Below are 22156 nucleotides of genomic sequence, written 5' to 3'. Positions count from 1 at the left end.
TCCGTTCGGTCAGGAGGTCGGTTCAGGTAGGCTGGTAGGGCGAGACGACGACCTCGATGCGCTGGAACTCCTTGAGGTCGGAGTACCCCGTCGTGGCCATCGAGCGGCGCAGCGCACCCATGAGGTTCGTCGTGCCGTCGGCGACGCGACCCGGGCCGTTGAGGATCTCGGCCAGGGGCGCGGAGGTGCCGACGTGGACGCGCTCACCGCGGGGCAGCACCGCGTGGTGGGCCTCGGGGCCCCAGTGCCAGCCGCGGCCGGGAGCCTCGGTGGCCCGGGCCAGCGACGCGCCGAGCATGACGGCGTCCGCCCCGCAGGCGATGGCCTTGACGATGTCGCCGGAGGTCCCGACGCCGCCGTCGGCGATGACGTGGACGTAGCGGCCACCGGACTCGTCCATGTAGTCGCGGCGGGCGGCGGCGACGTCGGCGACGGCCGAGGCCATCGGCGCGTGGATGCCCAGCGCCTTGCGCGTGGTGTGGGCCGCTCCCCCGCCGAAGCCGACGAGGACCCCGGCCGCACCGGTGCGCATGAGGTGCAGCGCCGCGGTGTACCCGGCGGCACCGCCCACGACGACGGGGACGTCGAGCTCGTAGATGAAGCGCTTGAGGTTCAGCGGTTCGCTGCTGCCCGAGACGTGCTCGGCCGAGACCGTCGTGCCGCGGATGACGAAGAGGTCGACCCCGGCGTCGACGACGACCTTCCAGAACTCCTGCGTCCGCTGCGGGGAGAGCGCCCCGGCGACGGTGACCCCGGAGGCGCGGATCTCGGCGAGCCGGCTGGTGATGAGTTCCGGCTTCACCGGTTCCGCGTAGATCTCCTGCATGCGCGGGGTCGCGACGGCGGGGTCGAGGGCGGCGATCTCGGCGAGCAGCGGTTCCGGGTCCTCGTAGCGGGTCCAGAGGCCCTCGAGGTCGAGGACGCCGAGGCCCCCGAGCTTGCCGAGGGCGACGGCCGTCGCGGGTGAGGCCACGGAGTCCATCGGCGCGCTCATCACGGGGATGTCGAAGTGGTACGCGTCGATCTGCCACGTCGTGGAGACGTCTTCGGGGTCGCGGGTACGGCGGCTGGGGACGACGGCGATGTCGTCGAAGCTGTAGGCGCGACGCCCCCGCTTACCGCGGCCGATCTCGATCTCAGACACGCGGCAAGGCTACCCGCTGGGGACCCCGCGACGATCCGCGCCGCGGGGCCCCTGCCGGGCGGAGGGGTCAGCGACCGCCGTAGTTCGGTGCCTCGACGGTCATCTGGATGTCGTGCGGGTGCGACTCCTTCAACCCGGCCGGGGTGATCCGGACGAAGGTCCCGACCTGCTGGAGCTCCGGGACGGTGCGCGCACCGGCGTAGAACATCGACTGGCGCAGCCCGCCGACGAGCTGGTGCGCCACGGCCGAGAGCGGGCCGCGGTAGGGGACCTGGCCCTCGACGCCCTCGGGGACGAAGAGGCTGTCGGAGGCGACGTCGTTCTGGAAGTAGCGGTCCTTGGAGAAGGACCGTCCGCCCTGCCGGGTCTGCTGGGCCCCGAGGGAGCCCATGCCGCGGTAGCTCTTGAACTGCTTGCCGTTGATGAACACCAGGTCGCCCGGGCTCTCGTCGCACCCCGCGAGCAACGAGCCGAGCATCACGGTGTCGGCGCCGGCGACGAGGGCCTTGGCGATGTCGCCGGAGTACTGCAGGCCACCGTCGCCGATGACCGGGACCCCGGCGGGCTTCGCGGCGCGCGAGGCCTCGTAGATCGCGGTCACCTGCGGCACACCGACCCCGGCGACGACGCGGGTGGTGCAGATCGACCCGGGGCCGACACCGACCTTGATGCCGTCGACCCCGGCGTCCACGAGCGCCTGCGCGGCCGTGCGGGTCGCGACGTTGCCGCCGACGACGTCGACGTGCGCGGCGGCGCTGTCGTTCTTGAGCCGGGAGATCATCTCGAGCACGGCCTTGGAGTGCCCGTGCGCCATGTCGACCACGAGCACGTCCACACCCGCGTCGACGAGGCCCATCGCGCGCTTCCAGGCGTCCTCGAAGATGCCGATCGCGGCGGCGACCCGCAGCCGGCCGTCGTCGTCCTTCGTGGCCAGCGGGTACTGCTCCGACTTCACGTAGTCCTTGACCGTGATCAGGCCGGTCAGGCGGTTGCGGGAGTCGACGATCGGGAGCTTCTCGATCTTGTGCTGACGCAGCAGCTGCATCGCGTCGTCGGTGGAGATGCCGACGGGCGCGGTGACCAGCGGCGGCTTCGTCATGACCTCGTGCACGGGGCGCGAGAAGTCGCTCTCGAAGCGCAGGTCGCGGTTGGTGACGATGCCGACGAGTCGGCCGTCGGCGTCAACGACCGGCACGCCGGAGATGCGGTAGCGCCCGCAGAGGGCGTCCACGTCGGCGAGGGTCGCGTCCGGGGTGGTCGTGACGGGCTGGGTGACCATGCCCGACTCCGACCGCTTCACGAGGTCGACCTGGGCGGCCTGCTCCTCGGCGGAGAGGTTGCGGTGCAGGACGCCGAGACCACCCTGACGGGCCATCGCGATGGCCATCCGGGACTCGGTGACGGTGTCCATGGCGGAACTCAGCAGCGGGATCCGCAGGCTGACGCGCTTGGACACCTTGGTCGAGGTCTCGACCTCGGACGGGATGACGTCCGACTCGCCCGGCAGCAGCAGGACGTCGTCGTAGGTCAGACCCACGAACCCGAAGGGGTCGTGGTGCTCGGCAGGGGATTCGACGGAAGGGTTGTCCTCGGACCGCACGCTCACCCCCCGATGCTACGACCCGGCGGACGCCGTCTCGGACGCCGTCTCGGACGGATCGACGACGCCGGGGCTCGGCTCGGCTCCCGCGCTGGGCGAGGGCTCCACCACGACGGGCAGCGTCGGGGTCACGACCACCACCGGATCGGTCACCACCGGCGGGGGGGTGTCGGTCACCGGGTCCGAGGGCGGCGGAACCACCGGGTCCGTCGTCGCGGACGGCGGTGCCTCCGGGCTGGTGGTGGTCTCCGTGGGTGCCGCCGACGTCCCCGGGTCGCTCGGCGAGCCCGTCGAGGGATCGCTCGGGCTCTGCGTCGGGGTGTCCGTCGGGGGCGGCGTGACCGTCGGCGGCGTGGTGACGCTGCCCGACGGCACCTCGGTGACCACGGGGGGGACGTAGGGCGGGACCACGGGGTTCGAGGACGACGAGGACGACGAACCGGAACCCCGGCCCGGCGAGGACGTGGAGCTCCCGGGAGCGCCGCCCGGGGTCCCCGTCGCCGTCCCGGTGGCGCCGGTGGGCGCGGTGGTGGGCACCGGGGTCTGGGTCGGGACCCAGGGCGTGGAGCTCGGCGTCGGCGACGCGGCGTTCACGACGTCCGCCAGCGAGGTCCCACCCGGCGTCGGCGTGGGCGGGGCGGGCGAGGGCGGGACGGACGAGGGCGCGGGTGCGCTCGTCGGACCCACCGCGGTGCCGTCGACGTCGGACTGCAGGGCCGTGAGCGTCTGGGTGACGGTCGCCGCGACGGCGGGGTCGACCTCGCCGGACGCGTCGATCTGCTTGGCCAGGTTGGTCATCCGGGCGATGGCGGCCTGGCTGTCGCCCGAACGCGCCTCCTGCTTCGCCTGCGCGACCTCGCGCTCCACCCGCTGCTCGGGGGTGCCGCCGAAGGCACGGAACACCGTGTCGGGGAACCAGCCCGGCAGCTGCGCGGCCGCGGAGCTGCCGGTCCGACCGTCCTGGCCCGCGATCGAGCCCGCGCCGGTCGCCGCGGCGGCGGCGGTACCGCCGAGCAGGGCGAGGACGGCGGCCGCGGCGGCACCGCCGTGACCGATCCGGCGCAGGGTGCGACGGGAGGCGAGCAGCACCCGCGGGGCGGGCACCGGGGCCGGGAGGTCCTCGACCTCGAGGGCGAGGTCGGGCACCTGCACCGGCCGCACCCCGGCGGTCAGGGGGTCGGCGTGCAGCGCGTAGGAGTCCAGCAGCCGGGCGACGGCGTCGCGCAGGTCGGCGTCGGTGGTGTCGTGGCTGCCGAGGCGGTCCAGCAGGGCGTCCGTGGCCAGCAGGTCGGGCACGGAGACGAAGGCGTCGTCCACGTCCCCCCCTCCCCGGCCGATCAGGTCGTTCGCGTCGTTCGTGGCGGAGCCGCGGACACCGCGCAGGTGCCCGGCCCGCAGGTGGCCGTCGCGCAGGTGTCCCCGCCCGCCGGTGCCGGCGGTGGTCTCGTCGTCGGGCCCGTGGCCCGGGCGGTCGTCGTCGCTCACGGGGCGACCCGCAGCGTGAGGTCCTCGCTGGCGATCTTGCGCAGCTTCTGCATCGCGCGGTGCTGGGCGACGCGCACAGCGCCGGCGGTCATGTCCAACGCACGTCCGGTCTCCTCGGCCGACATCCCGGCCCCCACGCGCAGCGTGATGATCTCGCGCAGCTTGGGCGGCAGGGTGTCGAGCAGCTTGCCGACGGTCTCGGCGTCGAAGGCGTCGAGAGCGAGTTGCTCGGGACCCGGTTCGGCGCTGGCGCCGTCCGGGACGTCCTCGGTCGGGACCGGGGAGCGGTAGGAGGCCCGCTGGGCGTCCGCAACCTTGTTGGCCGCGATCCGGTACACGAACGCCTCGAAGGGACGTCCGGTGTCCTTGTAGCGGGGCAGGGCCGTCAACACGGCGATGCAGACCTCCTGTGCCGCATCTTCTGCGGCGTGATCAGCTCCGGGCAGTCGCCCGAGCTTGGCCCGGCAGTAACGGTGGACGAGGCGGCGCACCGCTGCCAGGAGATCGGCGACGGCGCCCTGCTCCCCCGTCAACGCGCGCGTCGCCAGTTCCTGGAGCCCCCCGGCATCCGAACTGTTCATCGCTGCAGGCCGCACGGGTGTTACACCCTGCGCCGCCCTGGTTCCGTCAGCCCCGCCAGGGGCCTCGGCGGCGTCGCCGAGGTCACCCGGAAGATCGGTACGGAGGTCGGTGCGGAGGTCGGCGGGACCGGCCCCGGGGTGCGCGACGGCGTCGTCGTCCCCCGAGAACTGGACCCGGGGGACGTCGGGAGCGACGGCAGCACCGACGTCACGCCTGCTGGCGTCTGCGTCGGGCCGGCCGCCGGCACCAACTCCGACTGACTCGTCGCCCCCGGGGCTCACCCACCTACCGTACGAGACCCCAGCGGAATCCCACAGCCACCGCTTGAGCGCGGTCGGCCGCCTCGAGCTTGCGGAACAGCCGACGGGCGTGGGTCTTGACCGTGTCCTCGGAGAGGAAGAGCTCGCGCCCGATCTCCGCGTTGCTGCGCCCGCGGCTCATGCCGACGAGCACCTGCTGCTCCCGCTCGGTGAGCACGGGCGCTCGGCCCGTGAGCACCGCACGCGTGCGGTTGCCGCCACGACGACGGCTGACGTCCTGCAGCGCCTGGAGCACCGCGGTGGCGAGCTCCTCGCGCGAGACGTCCTTGACGAGGTACCCGCGGGCTCCGGCCGCGACCGCGCGGGCCACTCCGTCACCGTCCTCCGCCATCGTGGCCATGAGCACGTTCGCCTCGGGGTGACGGGCGAGCAGCCGGCGCGCTGCTTCGACACCGCCGATCCCGGGCATCCGGACATCCATGATCACCAGCGAGGGCCGCTCGACGGGCCAGCGCTGGAGCGCTTCTTCGCCCGAGCTCGCACCCACGACCCGAGTGACGCCGGGGACGGCAGCCACCATGCGACGCATGGCCTCGCGCGCCAGCGGAAGGTCATCGCAGACCAGAACCGTTGCCACCACAAACCTCTTCCCTGTGTGGGTGGAGCGCGGCCGTCCGTGGCCCCGCCGTGGAGCACGTCGGGTGCCCCACAGGAAGAGTTGTCGGCACGCGGGAGCGCCGACCTGAGCGTTCAGGTGCACGGCGGTCCCGGTGAACCCGCTGGTCAGGCGGTCGAGGCCTCGACGCACCTCGCGACGGCGTCGGCGAGCCCCGTGGCCACCTCGGCACCGCGCAGCCGGTCCTTGAGCGCCGGCGTCCACCCGTCCCCCAGGAGGACGACGAGCGGCGCGGGACGGACCCGGGCCAGGGCCAGCAGGTCCTCGACGACGTCGGCGGCGGGTTCCGCGTCGGTGTGCAGGAGGAGGGCGGGCGGGCGCACCCGGCGCACCGCGGCGGCGAGCATCCGCACGGGGACCCCCTCCCCCACGCTGCGCGCACCGGCGCCGGCCTCGGCCAGGGCGGCGGCCGCGGCGAGCAGCACGGGACCGCGGGCCACCTGGGCGGCCGGGTCGTGCAGCGCGGCCAGCAGGACCGCGCGGTCCCCGGTCGCGACGGGCAGCGCGGCCAGCGCCCGGGCGACGGCCGCGTGCATGGCCGCGTCGCGGGTGGCGAGCGCGGGACGCAGGACGGCGTCCCAGGCCGGTGCGACCCCCCGGCTGCGGATCTCCTCGGCGAAGCGGTCGGCGAGGCTGCTGACGGCCCAGTCCACGGCGTCGGTGGGTCGTCCGTGGTGCCCGGGCAGGCTCTCGGCGTCCTCGGACTCGTCGGGCCCGGAGAGCGCGGGCGCCTCGTCCGCCGCGGTGACCTCGAGGGCCGGGTCGAGCCCGGAACCGGGGCCGGCGATGGCCACCGCGTCGGTCACGGCGGCCTCGATGACCGCCGCCGGGATCGTCGAGACGCTCGCCAGCGCGAAACCCCCGTCGGCGACGGCGGTGGTCGCGGCCAGCTGCGCCGCCTCGGACGGCGCGACGCCCTCCAGGGTCAGCCGGCGCATCACGACGAGGCGGGCCAGGTCGGAGGAGGAGTAGCGGCGGTGCGCGCCCGCGGTGTGCTCGGAGGGGCCGAGGCCGTACCGGCGGTCCCAGGTCCGCAGCGTGGCCGGGGCCACCCCGAGGCGGCGCGCGACGGCGGCCACCGTCAACGTCATGCGCGGGGCCGGAGGCACGGCAGCTCCCTGGGAGGGTGCGGCGGGGGACATGGCTGCAGTCTCCCAACGTCGGGGGTCGTCCGCCACTCGCCCCGTTGGTCAGGGTTGTTCAGCCTTGTTCACGGCGTTCGGGTGGCGGAGGCACCGGGGATCTGCACCTTGTTCAGCGCGTGGGGCAGAGGTTGTTCAACCCCGCGCCACGTCCCGGTCACCCCCGCACGGGCAGATTGGTTGAACAAGTTTCGACCAGGGGCTTGAACAACTTCTGACGCGGTTGTACGTTCATCACCAGTCAGCAAGATCCCTCCCGAACCAGGAGCGCACCATGGCCGAGATCTCCCGCCTCCCCGGACCCGTCGCCGACGTCTGGGAGTGGCAGCTCGACGGAGCCTGCCGCGAGGCCGACCCGAACCTGTTCTTCCACCCCGAGGGCGAGCGTGGCCCGGCCCGTCGCAACCGCGACGCCGCGGCCCAGGCCGTGTGCGGTGGCTGCCCCGTCCTGGAGATGTGCCGCAAGCACGCTCTGAAGGTCCGTGAGCCCTACGGCGTGTGGGGTGGCCTCACCGAGGACGACCGCGAAGCCGTCTACGCGACCGAACGTCGTCGCGGACTGCGCATCGCCAGCTGACCCCTGCTCCACCCGTGCGCGGTGTGGTGCGGCGTGCGGAGAACGTGAAAGGGCCCGGCCCCCCCGAGGGGGAGCCGGGCCCTTCGTCGTTCAGGGAGATCGGTCAGTGGCCGTGGCCGTGACCGTGGCCGCCGCCGTTGACGGCGAGGTCCTCTTCCTTCTTGTCCACGACGAGGGTGTCGGTGGTCAGGACCATCGACGCGATCGACGCGGCGTTGCGCAGGGCCGAGCGGGTGACCTTGACCGGGTCGAGGACGCCGGTCGCGAGCAGGTCGACGTACTCGCCGGTCTGGGCGTTGAGGCCGTGACCGGCCTCGAGCGCGCGGACCTTCTCGACGACGACGTAGCCCTCGAGGCCCGCGTTCTCGGCGATCCAGCGCAGCGGCTCGGAGGCCGCCTTGCGGACGAGGGCGACACCGGTGGCCTCGTCACCGACGAGACCGAGGTTGTCCTCGAGCACGGACACCGCGTGGACGAGAGCGGAACCGCCGCCGGCGACGATCCCCTCCTCGATCGCGGCGCGCGTCGCGGAGACGGCGTCCTCGATGCGGTGCTTCTTCTCCTTGAGCTCGACCTCGGTGTGCGCGCCGACCTTGATGACGACGACACCACCGGAGAGCTTGGCCAGACGCTCCTGGAGCTTCTCGCGGTCCCAGTCGGAGTCGGTGCGCTCGACCTCGGCCTTGATCTGGGCGACGCGACCCGAGATGTCCTCGGACGTACCGGCACCGTCGACGATGGTGGTGTCGTCCTTGGTGACGGTGATGCGGCGGGCGGTGCCCAGCGCGTCGAGGTCGATCTGGTCGAGCTTGAGGCCGACCTCCTCGGCGACGACCTGCGCGCCGGTGAGGGTGGCGATGTCCTGCAGGATCGCCTTGCGGCGGTCCCCGAACCCGGGAGCCTTCACCGCGACGGCGTTGAAGGTGCCGCGGATCTTGTTGACGACGAGGGTCGACAGCGCTTCGCCGTCGACGTCCTCGGCGATGATCAGCAGCGGCTTGGAGGCCTTGAGGACCTTCTCGAGCAGCGGCAGCAGGTCCTGGACCGTGGAGATCTTGCCCTGGTGCACCAGCACGTAGGCGTCCTCGAGGATCGCTTCCTGACGCTCGGCGTCGGTCACGAAGTACGGGGAGATGTAGCCCTTGTCGAACTGCATGCCCTCGGTGAAGTCCAGCTCCAGCGCGGTCGTGGAGGACTCCTCGACCGTGATGACGCCGTCCTTGCCGACCTTGTCGAACGCGTCGGCCAGCAGCTCGCCGACGCTCGCGTCCTGGGCGGAGATCGTCGCGACGTGCGCGATGTCACCCTTGCCGTCGACCTCGCGGGCCATCGACAGGAGCTTCTCGCTCACCGCGTCGACGGCCTTGTCGATGCCGCGCTTGAGGCCCGAGGGGGCCGCACCGGCGGCGACGTTGCGCAGACCTTCGTGCACGAGGGCCTGGGCGAGCACGGTCGCGGTGGTGGTGCCGTCACCGGCGACGTCGTTCGTCTTGGTGGCGACCTCCTTCGCGAGCTGGGCGCCGAGGTTCTCGTAGGGGTCGTCGAGCTCGATCTCGCGGGCGATGGTGACGCCGTCGTTCGTGATCGTCGGCGCACCCCACTTCTTGTCGATCACGACGTTGCGGCCCTTGGGCCCCAGGGTGACCTTGACGGCGTTGGCGAGCGCGTCGACGCCACGCTCCAGCGCCTTGCGGGCGGTGTCGTCGAACAGCAGCTGCTTGGCCATGTGTGCGGACCTTCCGTTCAGTAGCGAGCTTCGGGGCGGGAACAGGAGACGCCCCGGGCACCCGGAGTGCGGGCGCCCGGGGCGTCTGGACCTGTCAGTCGCTTACTTGGCGACCTTGGCGAGCACGTCGCGCGCCGAGAGGATCAGCAGCTCGTCGCCGCCGTACTTGACCTCGGTGCCGCCGTACTTGGAGTAGATGACCTTGTCGCCGACGGCGACGTCGATCGGCACGCGGTTGCCGTTGTCGTCGACGCGGCCCGGACCCACAGCCAGGACTTCGCCCTCCTGGGGCTTCTCCTTGGCGGTGTCCGGGATGACGAGACCGGATGCGGTCGTCTGCTCCGCGTCGAGCGGCTTGACGACGATGCGGTCCTCGAGCGGAGTGATGGAGACCGACACTGGTGCGGCCCTCCCCTTCTGCTTCAGCGAACTGGCACGGACGGTCGGTTCGGGGAGCGGACGACCGTCGTCGCGGGTGCCGGACGGCCGCTGCCCCGGTTGGCACTCTCCAGGGGGGAGTGCCACCGACGCTGCGCGAGACGCTAGCACTCAGGGCGGGTGAGTGCCAGATCCGGTGCCCCTCCTGGCAGCATCGACCGGGTGAACGTTTCCGACGTCGACGCCCTGACCTCCCCGCAGGGGCGGGCCCTGCTGGCCGAGCTGGCGGGGACGGCCGGCGAGGACCCCGTCGCGCTGGCCGCCCGGTTGCGCCGTGCGGGGCACGATCCCGCCCTCGCCGCGCTCGCCACGACGCAGTCGCGACTGCGCGCGAAGGCCGCCGCGAAGTTCGGGCCCCGCGCGGACGGGCTGCTCTTCACGGCGGCCGGCGCCGAGCAGGCCACCCGCGCCGTGGTGGCGGCCGAGCACGCGCGCCGCTTCGCCGCCGCCGGGGTGCACCGGGTCGCGGACCTGGGCTGCGGGGTCGGCGCGGACTCGCTGGCGTTCCTGGACGCCGGGCTCGACGTCCTGCCCGTCGACGCCGACCCCACGACGGTCGCTGTGGCGGCGCACAACCTGGGGCGCGAGGTCCGCTGCGCGGACGTCACGGCCGGGGTCGTCGACGAGCTCGACCCCGGGGACGGCGCCTGGTTCGACCCGGCGCGGCGGACCTCCGGGGGGCGGCGCCTCTTCGACCCCGAGGCGACCTCTCCCCCGCTCTCCTTCGTCCTCGCCACGGCCGCCCGGGTCCCGGCGACCGGCGCGAAGCTCGCCCCCGGTCTGCCGCACGAACTGGTCCCGGCGGGCGCCGAGGCGCAGTGGACGTCGGTGGACGGGGAGGTCGTCGAGTGCGCGCTGTGGTGCGGACCGCTGGCCCGGCCGGGTCTCGTGCGCAGCGCCCGCGTCGTGCGGGGTGCCACCGCCCACGAGATCGACGACGTCGACCTCCCGGTGGCCCCGGTCGGAGCGGTCGGTGAGTTCCTGCACGAACCCGACGGGGCGGTGATCCGTTCGGGGTTGGTGGCGAAGGTCGCGGCCGACCTGGACGGGCGACTGGTCGACGAGACGATCGCCTACGTGAGCACGGACTCGTCCCGGACCTCGCCCTTCACCCGGGCGTTCCGGGTGCTGGAGGTCATGCCGTTCGGGCTGAAACCCCTGCGGGCGCGGTTGCGGGAGTTGGACGTCGGAACCCTGACCGTGAAGAAGCGCGGGACGGCCGTCGACCCGGACCAGTTCCGCAGGCAGCTGGCGCTCAAGGGCTCGCGCACCGCGACGATCGTGCTGACCCGGATCGCGGGGAAGCAGAGCGTGCTGGTGGTGGAACCCGTCACCCCGTGACGCGGGCGAGGAACTCCCGCACGTGGTCGGTGACCTCGTCGAGGGCGCTCTCGAGCAGGAAGTGCCCGCCGTCGACGAGCCGGACCTCTCCGCCGACCGCCTCGGCCAGCGCCGTGGCCCCGGCCGGCCCGAAGATCTCGTCGTCGCGCCCCCACACGGCCAGCAGCGGGATCCCCCGGGTGCGCAGGAGTTCCTGGACGGGTCGGTAGAGCGGGACGTTGCTCGCGTAGTCGGCGAACAGCGCCAACTGCACCCGGTCGTTGCCGGGACGGGCCAGCGCGGCCGCGTCGTGGTGCCAGGTGTCCGGGCTCACCACGCTCGGGTCGGGAACCCCGTGGGTGTACTGCCAGCGGATCGCGTCGACGCCCAGCGCCGGGCGCAGCGCCTCCTCCGTCTCGCGGGTCCGGAGTTCGCCGTGCGCCCAGATCGGCGCCCAGAACTCCGGGACGAAACCTGCCTCGTGACCGTTGCCGTTCTGGCTGACGACGGCCGTGACGGCGTCCGGGCGCTCCAGCAGCAGGCGCCAGCCGACGGGGGCGCCGTAGTCCTGGACGTAGACCGTGAACCGCGTGACGCCGAGCCGGTCCAGCAGGCGGCCGGTGAGGTCCGCGAGCGCGGCGAAGGAGTAGTCGAACTCCTCGACCGTGGGGGCGTCGGAGAGCCCGAACCCGAGCAGGTCCGGGGCGATGACCCGGTACCGGTCGGCCAGGCGGGGGATCAGCTCGCGGAACATGAACGAGCTCGTCGGGTAGCCGTGCAGCAGCACGACCACGGGCGCGTCGGGAGCGCCCGCCTCCCGGTAGAAGAGCTGGAACCCGTCGACCTCGGCGTAGCGGTGGTGCGTGGTCATCGTCTAACCCCTCTCGCGGTCTGGAGCGGTTAGAGTCGCCGCGTACTGCTAACCTGTCAAGTCGACGAAGGAGGTTAGATGAACGATCCGGACGAGGAACTGCTGCTCGGCCTGCTGAACAGCACCCCGGTGCTCGACGGCCGGCCGCAGGACCTGCTCACCGCGGACGCGGACGAACGACCCGCCCTGGTGCGGGCGCGGGAGCTGCTGCAGTCGGTGGTCCGCGGCGACGGGGACCCGTCCCTGCTGCAGGAACTGCTGGTCGGCGTCACCTGGACGGCCTCCGTGGGCCCTCGGGGCGTCGAGCGCGTTCTGCGGACGGCCGGCGCGAACCCGTCGGTGGTGCGCGCCGTCCTGGCCTGGGACGCCCTCGAACGCGAGCGCCCGGGGCGGTTGCGGCCCTGCGCGAACTCCGAGTGCCGGTTGTTCTTCGTCGACCGCTCCCGGGCCGGAACGGGACGCTGGTGCTCGATGGCGGTGTGCGGCAACCGAATGAAGGCCCGCCGCCACCACTCCCGGGTCAGTTCCCAGGACGCCTGACGTCGGCCCGCAGGATCAGCGCGTCGACGTCGTCGGGCTGGTAGTAGCGGGCCCGGCGGGCGATCTGGACGAAACCCTCGCTGAGGTAGAGGTTCTGCGCCGGGGTGTTGTCGGCACGGACCTCCAGCAACAGGTGGGTCGCACCCCGGGCGACGACCTCCTCGCGCAGGGCCCGCAGCAGCGTCCGCCCGGTCCCCCGGCCCTGCTGGTCGCGGGCGACGCCGATGGTCTGCACGTCGGCGTCGGCACCGGTCACCACGACCCCGCCGTAGCCGACGACGCGCCCGTCCTGCAGGGCGACGAGGAAGCTCCGGTTCGGCCGCGCCAGCTCACCCCAGAACGACTCCAGCGACCAGGCCGTCGAGCCGAAGAGGTCCTGTTCGAGGGCGTGGACATCGGCCACGTGCCACCAGCGCATCTCGTGCAGTTCCACCGTGCCCACGCGGGCAGACACTAGCCTGGGCGCCATGGTGCTGCCGCGGGCGACGCTGGACTGGCTGCTCGACTCCGACCCCGCCCTGCGCTGGCAGGTCGAACGCGACCTGCTCGGCGCCCTACCCCAGGTCTGGGAGACCACCCGCGACCGCGTCCCGACCGAGGGTTTCGGCGCGCGCCTGCTGGCCGCGCAGGACGCCGACGGGCAGTGGGCCGGTGGGGCGTACTTCCCGGCGGACGCGAGCCCCGCGGAGGACGGACAACCCTGGACGGCCACGACGTGGGCGTTGAACGACCTGCGCGAGTGGGGGGTGGACGCCTCGGCGCTGACCGGCACCGCCGACGCCCTCGCCGAGAACTCCCGCTGGGAGTACGACGGTCTGCCCTACTGGGGCGGCGAGGTCGACTGCTGCGTCAACGCGTGGACGCTGGCCAACGGCGCCTGGCTCGGGGCCGACGTCTCAGGGATCGCGCGGTGGTTCGTCGAGCACCGGCTGCCCGACGGCGGCTGGAACTGCGCCTGGGTGGACGGTTCCACCCGCTCCTCGTTCCACTCGACGCTGAACTCCCTCAAGGGGTTGCTGGCCCACGAGCAGAGCACCGGGGGGTCGGGAGAACTCCGGTCGGCCCGCCACGCCGGTGAGGAGTACCTGCTGGAGCGCCGGCTGCTGCACCGGCTCTCGACCGGGGAACGCGTCGGACCCTGGGTGAGCCGTTTCGCCTTCCCCCTGCGCTGGGAGTACAACGCCCTCAACGCCCTCGACCACTTCCGCGCCGCGAACCTCCACGACGGGGGCCTTCCCGATCCGCGACTGGCCGAGGCCGTCGAGGTCGTGCGTGCGGACCGCCGCCCCGACGGGACGTGGTTGCTGGAGCACCGCCACCCCGGGCGGTCGTGGTTCGAGGTCGACGGCGAGGTCGGGGAACCCTCGCGCTGGCTCACGTTCCTCGGGACCCGGGTGCTGCAGTGGTGGGACGCGCGTCACTGACGCGGTCCGGGAAGTGGAACGTTCGGCGGCTCTGATCGACCAGCGAGCCGCCGAACGTTCCACTTCTCAGGGTCAGGCCTCGCGGTCCGCACGCTCCCCGCGCACGTCCACCAGCAACCGGTCGGAACTCGTGCGGAACCGCTTGGTACCCAGCATCATCACCGCGGCCAGGAACGGCAGGACACCCAGCGCGGCGATCCCCAGCGCGTCGGAGCCGGTGGCGCTGGCGATCCCCTCCCGCAGGTTCGGGGCCACGAAGCCGCCGAGGTTGCCCAGGGAGTTGATGAGCCCGATGCCGGCCGCGGCGGCCGGTCCGGTGAGGAACGCCGTCGGGAAGGACCAGGTGATGGGGCCGATGCTGAGGAACGACGACACCGCGATCGTGATGAAGAGGATGCCCAGCAGCGCGTACCCGTTGGCTCCGGCCCACGCGGAACCGAAGACGAAGATCCCGGTGCTGACGAACAGCAGCGCGCCCCAGACCCGGCGGCGGGCCACGGTCACGGCGTTCTTGCCGGTGAGGTAGCAGGCGAAGATACCGACGGTCCACGGGATCGCGGCGATCAGCCCGACCTGCCAGCCGACGTCGCGGCCCACCAGGCTGGCCACCTGGTCCGGCAGGTTGAACGTCACCCCGTACACCGCGATCTGCAGGCAGAAGTAGATGACGGTGAAGTACCAGACCCGGCCGTTGCGCATGGCCGCCCACACCCCGCTGGGCCCGTCGCTGCGGCGCAGCTCGTCCTCCCCGGCCATCGCCTCGCGCAGGGCCGTCTTCTGCGGCGCGGACAGGAACGTCGCCTTCTCCGGGGAGTCCACCAGGAGGAAGATCGCGGCCACGCCGGCGATCACGGCCAGCGCGCCCTCCACGGCGAACATCAACTGCCACCCGGTGACGCCGCCGGCCGAGGCGTTCCCCACGTCGATGAGGAGCCCCGAGAGCGGGGAACCGATGATCTGCGAGAACGGCTGGGCCAGGTAGAAGATGGCGAACAACCGCACGCGGTCCCGGTTGGGGAACCACTCCGAGAGGTACATGATGATGCCGGGGAACAACCCGGCCTCGGTGACCCCGAGCAGGAAGCGCAGGGCGATGAACGACTTCTCGCCCTGCACGAAGGCGAAGGACGCCGACACCAGGCCCCAGGTGATCGCGATGCGGGCCAGCCACAGCTTGGCCCCGAACCGCTGCAGGGCGAGGTTGCTGGGGATCTCGAAGATCGCGTAGCCGATGAAGAACACCCCGGCCCCGAACGCGTACGCCGCGGCGGAGATCCCGCGGTCCAGCTCGAGGCCCTTCGTCGCGAACCCCACGTTGGTGCGGTCCAGGAAGGCGACCACGTAGAGGATCACGATCATCGGCATGAGCCGTCGGGTCGCCCGGCTGACGGCCGAGGCGAGCACGTTTCCGGACGGTGCGGCCGGCGTCGTCGCTGGCATGGAGACCTCCTCGTCGAGACTTCCCGCTGTATCGATCGACAGGTTACGCCGAGCCGTGCTCCGTCACGCCGTGACGCGCTTGCGCGCTCCCGGCTCCACGGCGTCGGGGCGTCGCAGGTACAGCGGTTCGGGGGCCAGCAGTTCCCACGTCGCCCGGCCGGCGAGGGTGTCGACGACCAGGTGCGCCAGCGCAGCACCGTCGGCGTCGAACGGGGCCCGGGCGGGTCCGAGGACGTCGGGGTAGAGCCGGGTGCCGGCGCCCACGACGGGCACGTCGGGGGTCAGCGACGCCGGGGCGACGACGTCGGGACCGGCGGTCCGCCGCACCCCCTCGGCCGTGGCGAGGTAGCGCGCGGTGTGGACCTCGCGGCGGCGGGCGTCGGTGGCGACGAGGAACTCCCCGCTCAGCCCCTCGGCGACGGCCTGCGCGGCCAGCACGTCGAGCGAGCAGACCCCGTGGACCCGGGCTCCCCAGGCCAGCGCCAGCGTGCGCGCCGTCGCCAGCCCGACCCGCAGCCCGGTGTAGGGGCCGGGACCGACCCCCACCGCGACGTCGGTGACCTCGGTCCGCTCCCGGCCGGCCTCCTCGAGGACGGCGGCGATCGTGGGGACGAGCACCTCGTTGTGGTGGCGCGCGTCCCCCGCGCGGGCGGCGGCCAAGACCCGGTCGCCGTCGTGGACGGCGACCGCCACGCCGGCGGTGGCCGTGTCGATCGCGAGCAGGAGCACCCGAGCAGGGTAGCCGGGTCACTACAGTGGCCGCTCGGTCGGGAACGCAGCAGCAGCAGGGGGTTTCGTGGTCGACGGTCCGCCGCGGTTGTCCGTCCCGCGTTCGGCGTGGCGGGTGCTCGTCCTCGTCGTCGGCCTCGCCGTCCTGCTCGGCGCGCAGCTGCGCGACACCAACGACTGGTTCCCGCTCGGTTCGCTGTCGCAGTACGCGACCCCGCGGGCGAGCGACGGCACCGTCGTCTCCACCTACCTCGAGGGCACCACCGCCGACGGCGAGGTCGTGCGGGTCGCGCTCAGCCCCGGGTCGGTCGGGCTCTCCCGTTCCGAACTCGAGAGCCAGCAGCTGCGCGTCATCGACCACCCGGAACTCCTCGGCGACCTCGCGCGCTCCCGCGCGGCCCTGCACCCCTCGGCCCCGGTGCTGGACGGGCTGCGGCTCGTCCGCTCCTCCCAGCGGCTGCGCGACGCGACCGCCTCCGGCGCCCCGGAGCTGACGGTCCTGGCGCAGTGGTCGCGGTGACGGTCCTCGACTGGCTGGTCCCGGCCGTCCCGGCCGCGCGGGTCGCGTGGCTGCGCCGGATCCTGGCGGGGTTCGCCCTCCTCGACGCGACGCTGCTCACCAACCACGTCCTGCAGCACGTCCACGTCGCCGCGTTCTGGCACCCGGGGATCGTCGGGCGCACCCTGCACCTGCCGCCGCCGACGTCGCTGACCGCGACGACCGCCCTCGTCCTGGTGGTGGTGGGGTTCGTGCTGAGCCTGACCCGGCGCCTCGGCCACCTCGGGTGGGTCTGCACCGCCCTCGGGTACCTGCCCTGGGTCTTCTGGAGCATGGGTTTCGGCTACGTCGCCCACGACCACATGGCGATCGTCGTGGCGGTGTTCGCGCTGCTGAGCGCGGGGCACGCCGACGCCGACGACCTGCGCCCCAGCCGGAGCGCCGGGTGGGCGGTGCGGTGCGTGCAGATCGCCACGGTGATGACCTACACCGGTTCCGCGGTGAGCAAGTGGGTCCGCAGCGGGACCCCCGCGGCGTGGGCCGACGGCGCCGTCACGGTGTGGGCGCTGACCCGCCGCGGGAACGCGGTGTCGCGCCTGCTGCTGGAGGTCCCGCAGTTCCTCGTCGCCGTGCAGTGGGTGGTGCTCTGCTGCGAGTTCCTCGCCCCGGTCGCGCTGTTCCTGCGGCGGCGGCTGCTCTGGGCGGCCCTGGGGGCCGTGGTTGTGTTCCACCTCTCGACCTACCTGACCCTCGGCATCCACTTCCTGCCGACGGTCGTCTGCTGGGCCGCGTTCCTCCCCCTGGAACGCCTCAGCCGCCGACGCGTCGAGCGAACCGCACCGATTCCGCGAACACCGACGGCGAGTCCACGTCCGACGTGAGTTCGTGGAAGCTGTTGGCGTAGACCACTTCGGTGACGTCGCGGGAGGAGATCCCGGCCAGGACGGTCCGGGCGGACGACGGCGGGACGACGTGGTCGACCCGGGACCGCAGCAGCAGCACCGGCTGGCGCACCCGGGCCAGGTCGCGACGCACGTCGCGCCAGCCCGCGGCCTGCGACACCAACGCCCGCAACGGGGTGCTGTCGTAGGCGAGGACGCGCACCGAGGGGTCCGCGAGGTCCCCCGCGATCGCGGGCCAGGTCGAGAGGACCCGTCCCAGCGTCTGGACGGCGAGCGCCCGCAGCGGGTCGAGCCCGACGGCCGGGTTGGCCAGGACGACGGCGTGGACGCGGTCGGGGTGCAGCTGCGCCAACCGCAGCACGAGGCCCCCGCCCATCGAGATCCCGGCGACCACGACGAACTCGTTCTCCAGCCGGGCCAGGGCCTCCGCGGCCCCGCCGAGCCAGTCGGCCCAGGTGCTCGCGTCGCAGTCGTGCGCGGTGGTGCCGTGACCGGGCAGCAGCGGCACCTCGACGTCGAACCCGGCCGCGTGGAACTCCTCCGCCCAGCCGGCGACGGTCAGCGGCGTTGCCGTGAACCCGTGCACGACGAGGACCCCGACGCGGGGGCGCCCGGCGTGGCGGCGGGAGAACCCCCGGACGCGCTCGTCGTCGGTGGTCTCGGCGAGGTTCACGTGAGGTCCACCCCGTCCCAGCGGGCACCGACGGCCCGGACCCGGACCCGGCGCGGTTCGACGGGTTCCTCGCCCTCGACGCCGGGGACCCCTCCGTGCGGGCGGAGCAGGTCGATCTCGAGCCGGTCGCCGGTGAGCCCCTCGACCAACCCGCGGCCCCACTCGACCACCGTGACGGCGTCCTGCGCGTCGGTGTCGAGGTCGAGGTCGTCGACCTCGGCGAGGGAGCCGAGCCGGTAGGCGTCGACGTGGACGAGTTCCGGCCCACCCACGAGGGAGGGGTGCACGCGGGCGATGACGAACGTCGGCGAGGTCACCGGGCCGCGGACGCCGAGGGCGTCGGCGAGACCGCGGGTGAACGTCGTCTTCCCCGCGCCCAGGTCCCCCGAGAGCAGGACGAGGTCACCGGCCCGCAGGGCCTTCCCCACCCGGGCACCGAACGCGACGGTGTCCTCCGGGGCGGCCAGGACGAGTTCCGCCTCGCTCACCGTCGCCTCCGGCGGGTGCGGGGCCCGGGCACCGGGACGACGACCTCGTCGGCGGAGGGGACGCGCTGGGTCCCCACGCGCTCCAGCAGCCGTTCCAGCCGCGCGGTGACCACGCTCGGGTGCTCCAGCATCACGAGGTGCCCGGCCCCGCGGACCAGGACGTGCTCGGCGCCGGGGACGGCCTCGGCGATCTCCCGGCCGTGGGCCGCGGGGGTCATCAGGTCGCGTTCGGCGGCGAGCACCAGGACGGGACGACCGGCGAGGTTGGCGAGCGCCTCGCGTTCGTCGAGGGTGCCGAAGGCGGGCAGCAGGTCCGCGATGACGTCGACGGGGGTCCCGGCCATCATCCGGGCCGCGAGCCGCAGGAGTTCCGGGGTGACCGGTCCGGCGAAGTTCCAGTGCCGCACGAGTCGTTGCTCGAGGTCCCCGCCGACGCGGCGGCTGCGTTCGAGCACGTCGGTCCGGCCCGCGGCGCGTTCCAGGGCCAGTTCGGCCCAGCGGACGAGGTGGTGGCCGAGCATCGGCAGTCCGTGGTCGACGGCGGACATCCCGCCCGCGCTGGTGGCGACGAGGGCGACCCCCTCGAGGCGGTCCAGCAGGTCGGGGCGGCGGACGGTCAGCTCCATGACCGTCATCCCGCCTAGGGAGTGCCCGACGAGCACGACGGGTCCCTCCGGGGCGACCGCGTCGATGACCTGGCCGAGGTCGTCGGCGAGGCGGGCGATGGTGACCGGCCCGGCCGGGCCGCGGGCGGAGCGGCCGTGCCCGCGCAGTTCCGGCAGCACGAGGCGGTACCGCCCGCGCAGCGCCAGGCGCTGGAAGTGCCAGCTGTCGGCGGTCAGCGCGTAGCCGTGCTGGAACACGACGGTGGGCGCGTCCGGGCGGTCCGCGGGGTCGACCTCGACGTGCAGCCGGACCCCGTCGTCGGTCTCGACCTCGACGGGTTCTCCGGTCAGCGACTGGAGTTCCTCGCCGCGCACCGTGGGCCGGTGCCGGCGGGCGGGACGCAGCGCCGCCCTCACGCGGGCACCTCGGCGAGGCGGCCGGTGTAGCGGCGCGGGACGCGGGAGCCGATGCGGGTGACGATCTCCCAGGAGATCGTCCCGGCCGCCTGGGCCCAGTCGTCGGCGGTGGCCTCCCCGTCCAGGCCGGGGCCGAAGACGATCGCGGGGTCACCGGGGGCGGCGACGTCGTCACCGAGGTCGACGACGACCTGGTCCATGCAGACCCGGCCGGCGATCCGCCGCCGGGCGCCGGCCACGAGGACCTCCCCCGATCCGGCGCCGTTCCAGGAGGCGTGCCGCGGGACCCCGTCGCCGTAGCCGAGCGGGACCAGCCCGAGGGTGGTGTCGGCCCCGGCGGTGTAGGTGAGGCCGTAGGAGACACCGGCCCCGCGGGGGACGCGGCGGACGTGGGCGAGGCGGGCGGCCAGCGTCATGGCGGGGACCAGCCCCAGCTCGGCCCCGGTGGCCCGTTCGGGAGCGGGCGAGAGCCCGTAGACGGCGAGCCCGACGCGGACGAGGTCGTAGCGCGACTCCGGGACGAACATCGCCGCGGCGGAGTTCGCGTGGTGGCGCAGGCCCGGGTCGACCCCGTGGTCGCGGGCGGTCTGCAGCGCCGCCTCGAAGGCCTCGAGCTGGGCGGGGACGGAGGGGTCACCGGGGACGTCGGCGCTGGCGAAGTGCGCCCAGGTCCCGCGGACCTGCACGGTCCCGTCCGCGACGTGCTTGGCCACGGCGTCCAGCAGCGCGGGCCACTCGGCCGGGGAGGCTCCCCCGCGCGACATCCCGGTGTCGACCTCGAGGTGCACCCGGGCCGTCGTCCCGGTCGTGCGGGCCGCCTCGACGACCATCTCCAGCGCCCACACCGCGGCCACCGAGAGGTCCACCCGGGACCGCACGGCCGGGACGAGGTCCGTTCCGGGAGTGAGGATCCAGGCGAGGAGGTCGGCGTCGACACCCGCCTCGCGCAGGGCCGTGGCCTCGTGCACGTGGGCCACCCCCAGCCACGTGGCCCCGCCCGCGAGCGCCGCCCGGGCGACCGGGACGAGCCCGTGGCCGTAGGCGTCGGCCTTCACGACGGCCATCACCTCGACGCGACCGACCCGCTCACGCACGACGGCGACGTTGTGCGCGATCGCGTCGAGGTCGACGACGGCCTCCGCGGGCACCCCGGGTCGTGGTTGCACGACTCGACGGTACCCGCCCACGGTTCACCAGCCAGGCAGGGAGGTGAGCGCCGCGGGGACGGCGTCGGCGACGTCGAGGGCGGCGAGCGGACCGCCGGCCGAGGCGAGGGCGGCGGCCCGGCCGTGCAGCACCGCGGCGTCCGCGGCGACCTGCGCGGGGTCCTCGTCGGGGCGACCCGCGAGGGCCGCGCCGAGGATCCCGGCGAGGACGTCACCGGCCCCGGCGGTGGCGAGCCAGGTCGGCGCGGACGCGGCGGTGAACACGCCGTGCGCGCCGACGACGGTGGTGACCGACCCCTTGAGCAGGACCGTGGCCCCGGTCCGCTCGTGGACGCGGCGGGCGTGGGTCAGCGGGTCGGCCTCGACGTCGCGGCGCTCGGCCCCGAGCAGGCGGGCCAGTTCCCCGGCGTGGGGGGTGAGGACGTGCTGCGGGCCGAGGGTGTCGGGCAGGCCGCCGAGGGCGCCGGCGTCGACGACGGCGGGTTCCCCCGAGGCGAGCGCGTCGCGGATGCGGTCCTGCTGCTCCGGGTCGTCCGGGGAGACCCCGGGCCCGAGCACCCAGGCCTGCACCCGGCCCGGACCCGCGACGACCTCGGGACGTCGTTGCCGGACGAGTTCGGTGGGGTGGCGCGGACCGAGGTAGCGCACCATCCCGGCCCCGGCCCGGACGGCCGCCTCGACGGCGAGGACGGCGGCGCCGGTGTAGTCCGGCCCGCCCGCGACGACGCCGACGACGCCGCGGGAGTACTTGTCGTCGCCGGGGGCGGCGCGGCGCCAGCGGGCGGCGACGTCGCGCGGCTCGACCCGCCGGACCGCCGGTTCCGGGAGGTGGTGGGAGGTGCCGAGGTCGACGACGACGAGCCGGCCGCAGCGGGCCGCGGCCGGGGCCAGCAGGTGCGCGGGCTTCGCCGTGCCGAAGGTCACGGTGACGTCGGCGGCCATCAGCTCGCCGGTGAGCGCACCGGTGTCGGCGTCGAGACCGGAGGGGACGTCGACGGCCACGACGACCGGTCCGTCGAGGGCGCTGAGCCCCTCGAAGTCCGGGCGCAGGCCACCGTGACCGCCGATGCCGGCGATCCCGTCGAGGACCAGGTCCGCTGCGGCGCAGACGTCCTCGTCGCCGGCTCGCCACGGCCGGGTGCGCACGCCCGCCCGGCGGGCCGAGCGCAGCGAGTCGTCGTGGACGCGGTCGGAGGTCGTGAGCGCGGTGACCCCGACCCCGCGGGCGGCGAGGCGGGCCGCGGCGTACAGGGCGTCGCCGCCGTTGTCGCCGGAGCCCACGAGGACGAGCACCGATCGGCCGCTGACCCCGCCGGTCGCCTCGCGCAGGATCCGCGCGCACTCGACGTCGAGGGCCGCCGCGGCCCGCTGCATGAGCGTGCCCCCGGGGAGCCCGGCCATCGTCGCCCGCTCGGCGGCACGGACGTCGGCGACGCGGTGCGCGGCGATCAC

At 73.9% G+C, this 22156-nt stretch carries 24 protein-coding genes; 7 read left to right on the top strand and 17 right to left on the bottom strand.

Features of this window, described 5'->3' with window-relative positions; all coding sequences use genetic code 11:
• Positions 1-22: 22 nt before the first annotated feature.
• The 4 genes from ACFQ46_RS13110 to shbA form a co-directional block, all read right to left on the bottom strand.
• Positions 23-1144 carry a GuaB3 family IMP dehydrogenase-related protein gene (locus ACFQ46_RS13110; protein WP_380259873.1) on the bottom strand — a complete coding sequence of 374 codons (1122 nt, stop codon included), beginning with the start codon at positions 1142-1144 and terminating at the stop codon, positions 23-25.
• A gap of 67 nt (positions 1145-1211) precedes the next feature.
• Positions 1212-2681 carry an IMP dehydrogenase gene (gene guaB / locus ACFQ46_RS13105; RefSeq protein ID WP_328296264.1) on the bottom strand — a complete coding sequence of 490 codons (1470 nt, stop codon included), beginning with the start codon at positions 2679-2681 and terminating at the stop codon, positions 1212-1214.
• 78 nt (positions 2682-2759) lie between these two features.
• Positions 2760-4229: a hypothetical protein gene (locus ACFQ46_RS13100; protein ID WP_380259872.1), complete on the bottom strand. Its 1470-nt coding sequence runs from the start codon at positions 4227-4229 to the stop codon at positions 2760-2762.
• Positions 4226-4810, bottom strand: a complete 585-nt coding sequence (shbA, locus tag ACFQ46_RS13095; protein ID WP_380158378.1) for an RNA polymerase sigma factor ShbA — start codon at positions 4808-4810, stop codon at positions 4226-4228. Before shbA ends, ACFQ46_RS13100 begins: the two co-directional genes overlap by 4 nt.
• A 138-nt stretch (positions 4811-4948) precedes the next feature.
• On the opposite strand from shbA, the gene ACFQ46_RS13090 reads away from it, so the two are divergent.
• Positions 4949-5071 carry a hypothetical protein gene (locus ACFQ46_RS13090; RefSeq protein WP_328294692.1) on the top strand — a complete coding sequence of 41 codons (123 nt, stop codon included), beginning with the start codon at positions 4949-4951 and terminating at the stop codon, positions 5069-5071.
• A 25-nt stretch (positions 5072-5096) separates the two neighbouring features.
• Here ACFQ46_RS13090 and ACFQ46_RS13085 read toward each other — a convergent pair whose 3' ends face one another.
• Together ACFQ46_RS13085 and ACFQ46_RS13080 are read right to left on the bottom strand one after the other, a co-directional pair.
• Complete coding sequence (locus ACFQ46_RS13085; RefSeq protein ID WP_179750673.1) at positions 5097-5708, bottom strand: response regulator; 612 nt, start codon at positions 5706-5708, stop codon at positions 5097-5099.
• 146 nt (positions 5709-5854) lie between these two features.
• Positions 5855-6856: a MerR family transcriptional regulator gene (locus ACFQ46_RS13080; protein ID WP_380259871.1), complete on the bottom strand. Its 1002-nt coding sequence runs from the start codon at positions 6854-6856 to the stop codon at positions 5855-5857.
• 307 nt (positions 6857-7163) lie between these two features.
• On the opposite strand from ACFQ46_RS13080, the gene ACFQ46_RS13075 reads away from it, so the two are divergent.
• Positions 7164-7466, top strand: a complete 303-nt coding sequence (locus ACFQ46_RS13075) for a WhiB family transcriptional regulator (RefSeq protein ID WP_328294690.1) — start codon at positions 7164-7166, stop codon at positions 7464-7466.
• A 103-nt stretch (positions 7467-7569) separates the two neighbouring features.
• Here the strand turns inward: ACFQ46_RS13075 and groL are convergent, their stop codons facing one another.
• A complete protein-coding gene (gene groL, locus ACFQ46_RS13070; protein WP_328294689.1) occupies positions 7570-9192 on the bottom strand; it encodes a chaperonin GroEL in 1623 nt (540 codons plus the stop codon).
• Between the two features lie 102 nt (positions 9193-9294).
• Complete coding sequence (gene groES / locus ACFQ46_RS13065) at positions 9295-9591, bottom strand: co-chaperone GroES (protein ID WP_328294688.1); 297 nt, start codon at positions 9589-9591, stop codon at positions 9295-9297.
• 201 nt (positions 9592-9792) lie between these two features.
• Between groES and ACFQ46_RS13060 the strand changes: the two genes are divergently transcribed.
• A complete protein-coding gene (locus tag ACFQ46_RS13060; protein WP_380259870.1) occupies positions 9793-10971 on the top strand; it encodes an SAM-dependent methyltransferase in 1179 nt (392 codons plus the stop codon).
• On the opposite strand, the gene ACFQ46_RS13055 is transcribed toward ACFQ46_RS13060, so the two are convergent.
• Positions 10961-11821 carry an alpha/beta fold hydrolase gene (locus ACFQ46_RS13055; RefSeq protein ID WP_380259869.1) on the bottom strand — a complete coding sequence of 287 codons (861 nt, stop codon included), beginning with the start codon at positions 11819-11821 and terminating at the stop codon, positions 10961-10963. The two genes, ACFQ46_RS13060 and ACFQ46_RS13055, sit on opposite strands and share 11 nt — an antisense overlap.
• A gap of 78 nt (positions 11822-11899) precedes the next feature.
• On the opposite strand from ACFQ46_RS13055, the gene ACFQ46_RS13050 reads away from it, so the two are divergent.
• Complete coding sequence (locus tag ACFQ46_RS13050; protein ID WP_380259868.1) at positions 11900-12361, top strand: CGNR zinc finger domain-containing protein; 462 nt, start codon at positions 11900-11902, stop codon at positions 12359-12361.
• Here ACFQ46_RS13050 and rimI read toward each other — a convergent pair.
• The gene (gene rimI / locus ACFQ46_RS13045; protein WP_380259867.1) at positions 12342-12803 is read right to left on the bottom strand and encodes a ribosomal protein S18-alanine N-acetyltransferase; all 462 of its coding nucleotides are present in this window, start codon (positions 12801-12803) and stop codon (positions 12342-12344) included. The two genes, ACFQ46_RS13050 and rimI, sit on opposite strands and share 20 nt — an antisense overlap.
• 25 nt (positions 12804-12828) lie before the next feature.
• On the opposite strand from rimI, the gene ACFQ46_RS13040 reads away from it, so the two are divergent.
• On the top strand, positions 12829-13785 hold the full coding sequence (locus ACFQ46_RS13040) for a squalene cyclase (protein WP_380259866.1): 957 nt from the start codon (positions 12829-12831) through the stop codon (positions 13783-13785).
• Between the two features lie 72 nt (positions 13786-13857).
• Here the strand turns inward: ACFQ46_RS13040 and ACFQ46_RS13035 are convergent, their stop codons facing one another.
• Both ACFQ46_RS13035 and tsaB read right to left on the bottom strand, forming a co-directional pair.
• Positions 13858-15225 carry an MFS transporter gene (locus ACFQ46_RS13035; RefSeq protein WP_380259865.1) on the bottom strand — a complete coding sequence of 456 codons (1368 nt, stop codon included), beginning with the start codon at positions 15223-15225 and terminating at the stop codon, positions 13858-13860.
• A gap of 63 nt (positions 15226-15288) precedes the next feature.
• Complete coding sequence (tsaB, locus tag ACFQ46_RS13030; RefSeq protein ID WP_380259864.1) at positions 15289-15954, bottom strand: tRNA (adenosine(37)-N6)-threonylcarbamoyltransferase complex dimerization subunit type 1 TsaB; 666 nt, start codon at positions 15952-15954, stop codon at positions 15289-15291.
• A 67-nt stretch (positions 15955-16021) separates the two neighbouring features.
• Between tsaB and ACFQ46_RS13025 the strand changes: the two genes are divergently transcribed.
• Both ACFQ46_RS13025 and ACFQ46_RS13020 read left to right on the top strand, forming a co-directional pair.
• Complete coding sequence (locus ACFQ46_RS13025) at positions 16022-16474, top strand: hypothetical protein (protein ID WP_380259863.1); 453 nt, start codon at positions 16022-16024, stop codon at positions 16472-16474.
• Complete coding sequence (locus ACFQ46_RS13020) at positions 16471-17334, top strand: hypothetical protein (RefSeq protein ID WP_380259862.1); 864 nt, start codon at positions 16471-16473, stop codon at positions 17332-17334. The genes ACFQ46_RS13025 and ACFQ46_RS13020 overlap by 4 nt, the downstream gene beginning before the upstream one ends.
• Here ACFQ46_RS13020 and ACFQ46_RS13015 read toward each other — a convergent pair.
• The 5 genes from ACFQ46_RS13015 to ACFQ46_RS12995 are packed head-to-tail and all read right to left on the bottom strand — an operon-like array spanning position 17264 to position 22156.
• On the bottom strand, positions 17264-18028 hold the full coding sequence (locus tag ACFQ46_RS13015) for an alpha/beta hydrolase (protein ID WP_380259861.1): 765 nt from the start codon (positions 18026-18028) through the stop codon (positions 17264-17266). The genes ACFQ46_RS13020 and ACFQ46_RS13015 overlap by 71 nt on opposite strands.
• A complete protein-coding gene (gene tsaE, locus ACFQ46_RS13010) occupies positions 18025-18516 on the bottom strand; it encodes a tRNA (adenosine(37)-N6)-threonylcarbamoyltransferase complex ATPase subunit type 1 TsaE (RefSeq protein ID WP_380259860.1) in 492 nt (163 codons plus the stop codon). The genes ACFQ46_RS13015 and tsaE overlap by 4 nt, the downstream gene beginning before the upstream one ends.
• Entirely contained in the window at positions 18513-19538 is a 1026-nt protein-coding gene (locus ACFQ46_RS13005; RefSeq protein ID WP_380259859.1) for an alpha/beta fold hydrolase, read from the bottom strand. The genes tsaE and ACFQ46_RS13005 overlap by 4 nt, the downstream gene beginning before the upstream one ends.
• Entirely contained in the window at positions 19535-20704 is a 1170-nt protein-coding gene (gene alr, locus ACFQ46_RS13000; RefSeq protein ID WP_380259858.1) for an alanine racemase, read from the bottom strand. Before alr ends, ACFQ46_RS13005 begins: the two co-directional genes overlap by 4 nt.
• A gap of 24 nt (positions 20705-20728) precedes the next feature.
• Positions 20729-22156, bottom strand: a complete 1428-nt coding sequence (locus ACFQ46_RS12995; protein ID WP_380259857.1) for an NAD(P)H-hydrate epimerase — start codon at positions 22154-22156, stop codon at positions 20729-20731.

Source organism: Kineococcus sp. GCM10028916, from assembly GCF_042674865.1.
Lineage (GTDB): Bacteria > Actinomycetota > Actinomycetes > Actinomycetales > Kineococcaceae > Kineococcus.
Note: the sequence above shows the minus strand (reverse complement) of the source record. Positions and strands in the feature narration are given on the sequence as shown.

Coding starts and splice junctions, on each gene's coding strand:
- shbA (WP_380158378.1), bottom strand. CDS start 4,810: ATGAACAGTTCGGATGCCGGGGGGCTCCAGGAACTGGCGACGCGCGCG.
- ACFQ46_RS13035 (WP_380259865.1), bottom strand. CDS start 15,225: ATGCCAGCGACGACGCCGGCCGCACCGTCCGGAAACGTGCTCGCCTCG.
- groL (WP_328294689.1), bottom strand. CDS start 9,192: ATGGCCAAGCAGCTGCTGTTCGACGACACCGCCCGCAAGGCGCTGGAG.
- ACFQ46_RS13075 (WP_328294690.1), top strand. CDS start 7,164: ATGGCCGAGATCTCCCGCCTCCCCGGACCCGTCGCCGACGTCTGGGAG.
- ACFQ46_RS13040 (WP_380259866.1), top strand. CDS start 12,829: ATGGTGCTGCCGCGGGCGACGCTGGACTGGCTGCTCGACTCCGACCCC.
- ACFQ46_RS13055 (WP_380259869.1), bottom strand. CDS start 11,821: ATGACCACGCACCACCGCTACGCCGAGGTCGACGGGTTCCAGCTCTTC.
- ACFQ46_RS13050 (WP_380259868.1), top strand. CDS start 11,900: ATGAACGATCCGGACGAGGAACTGCTGCTCGGCCTGCTGAACAGCACC.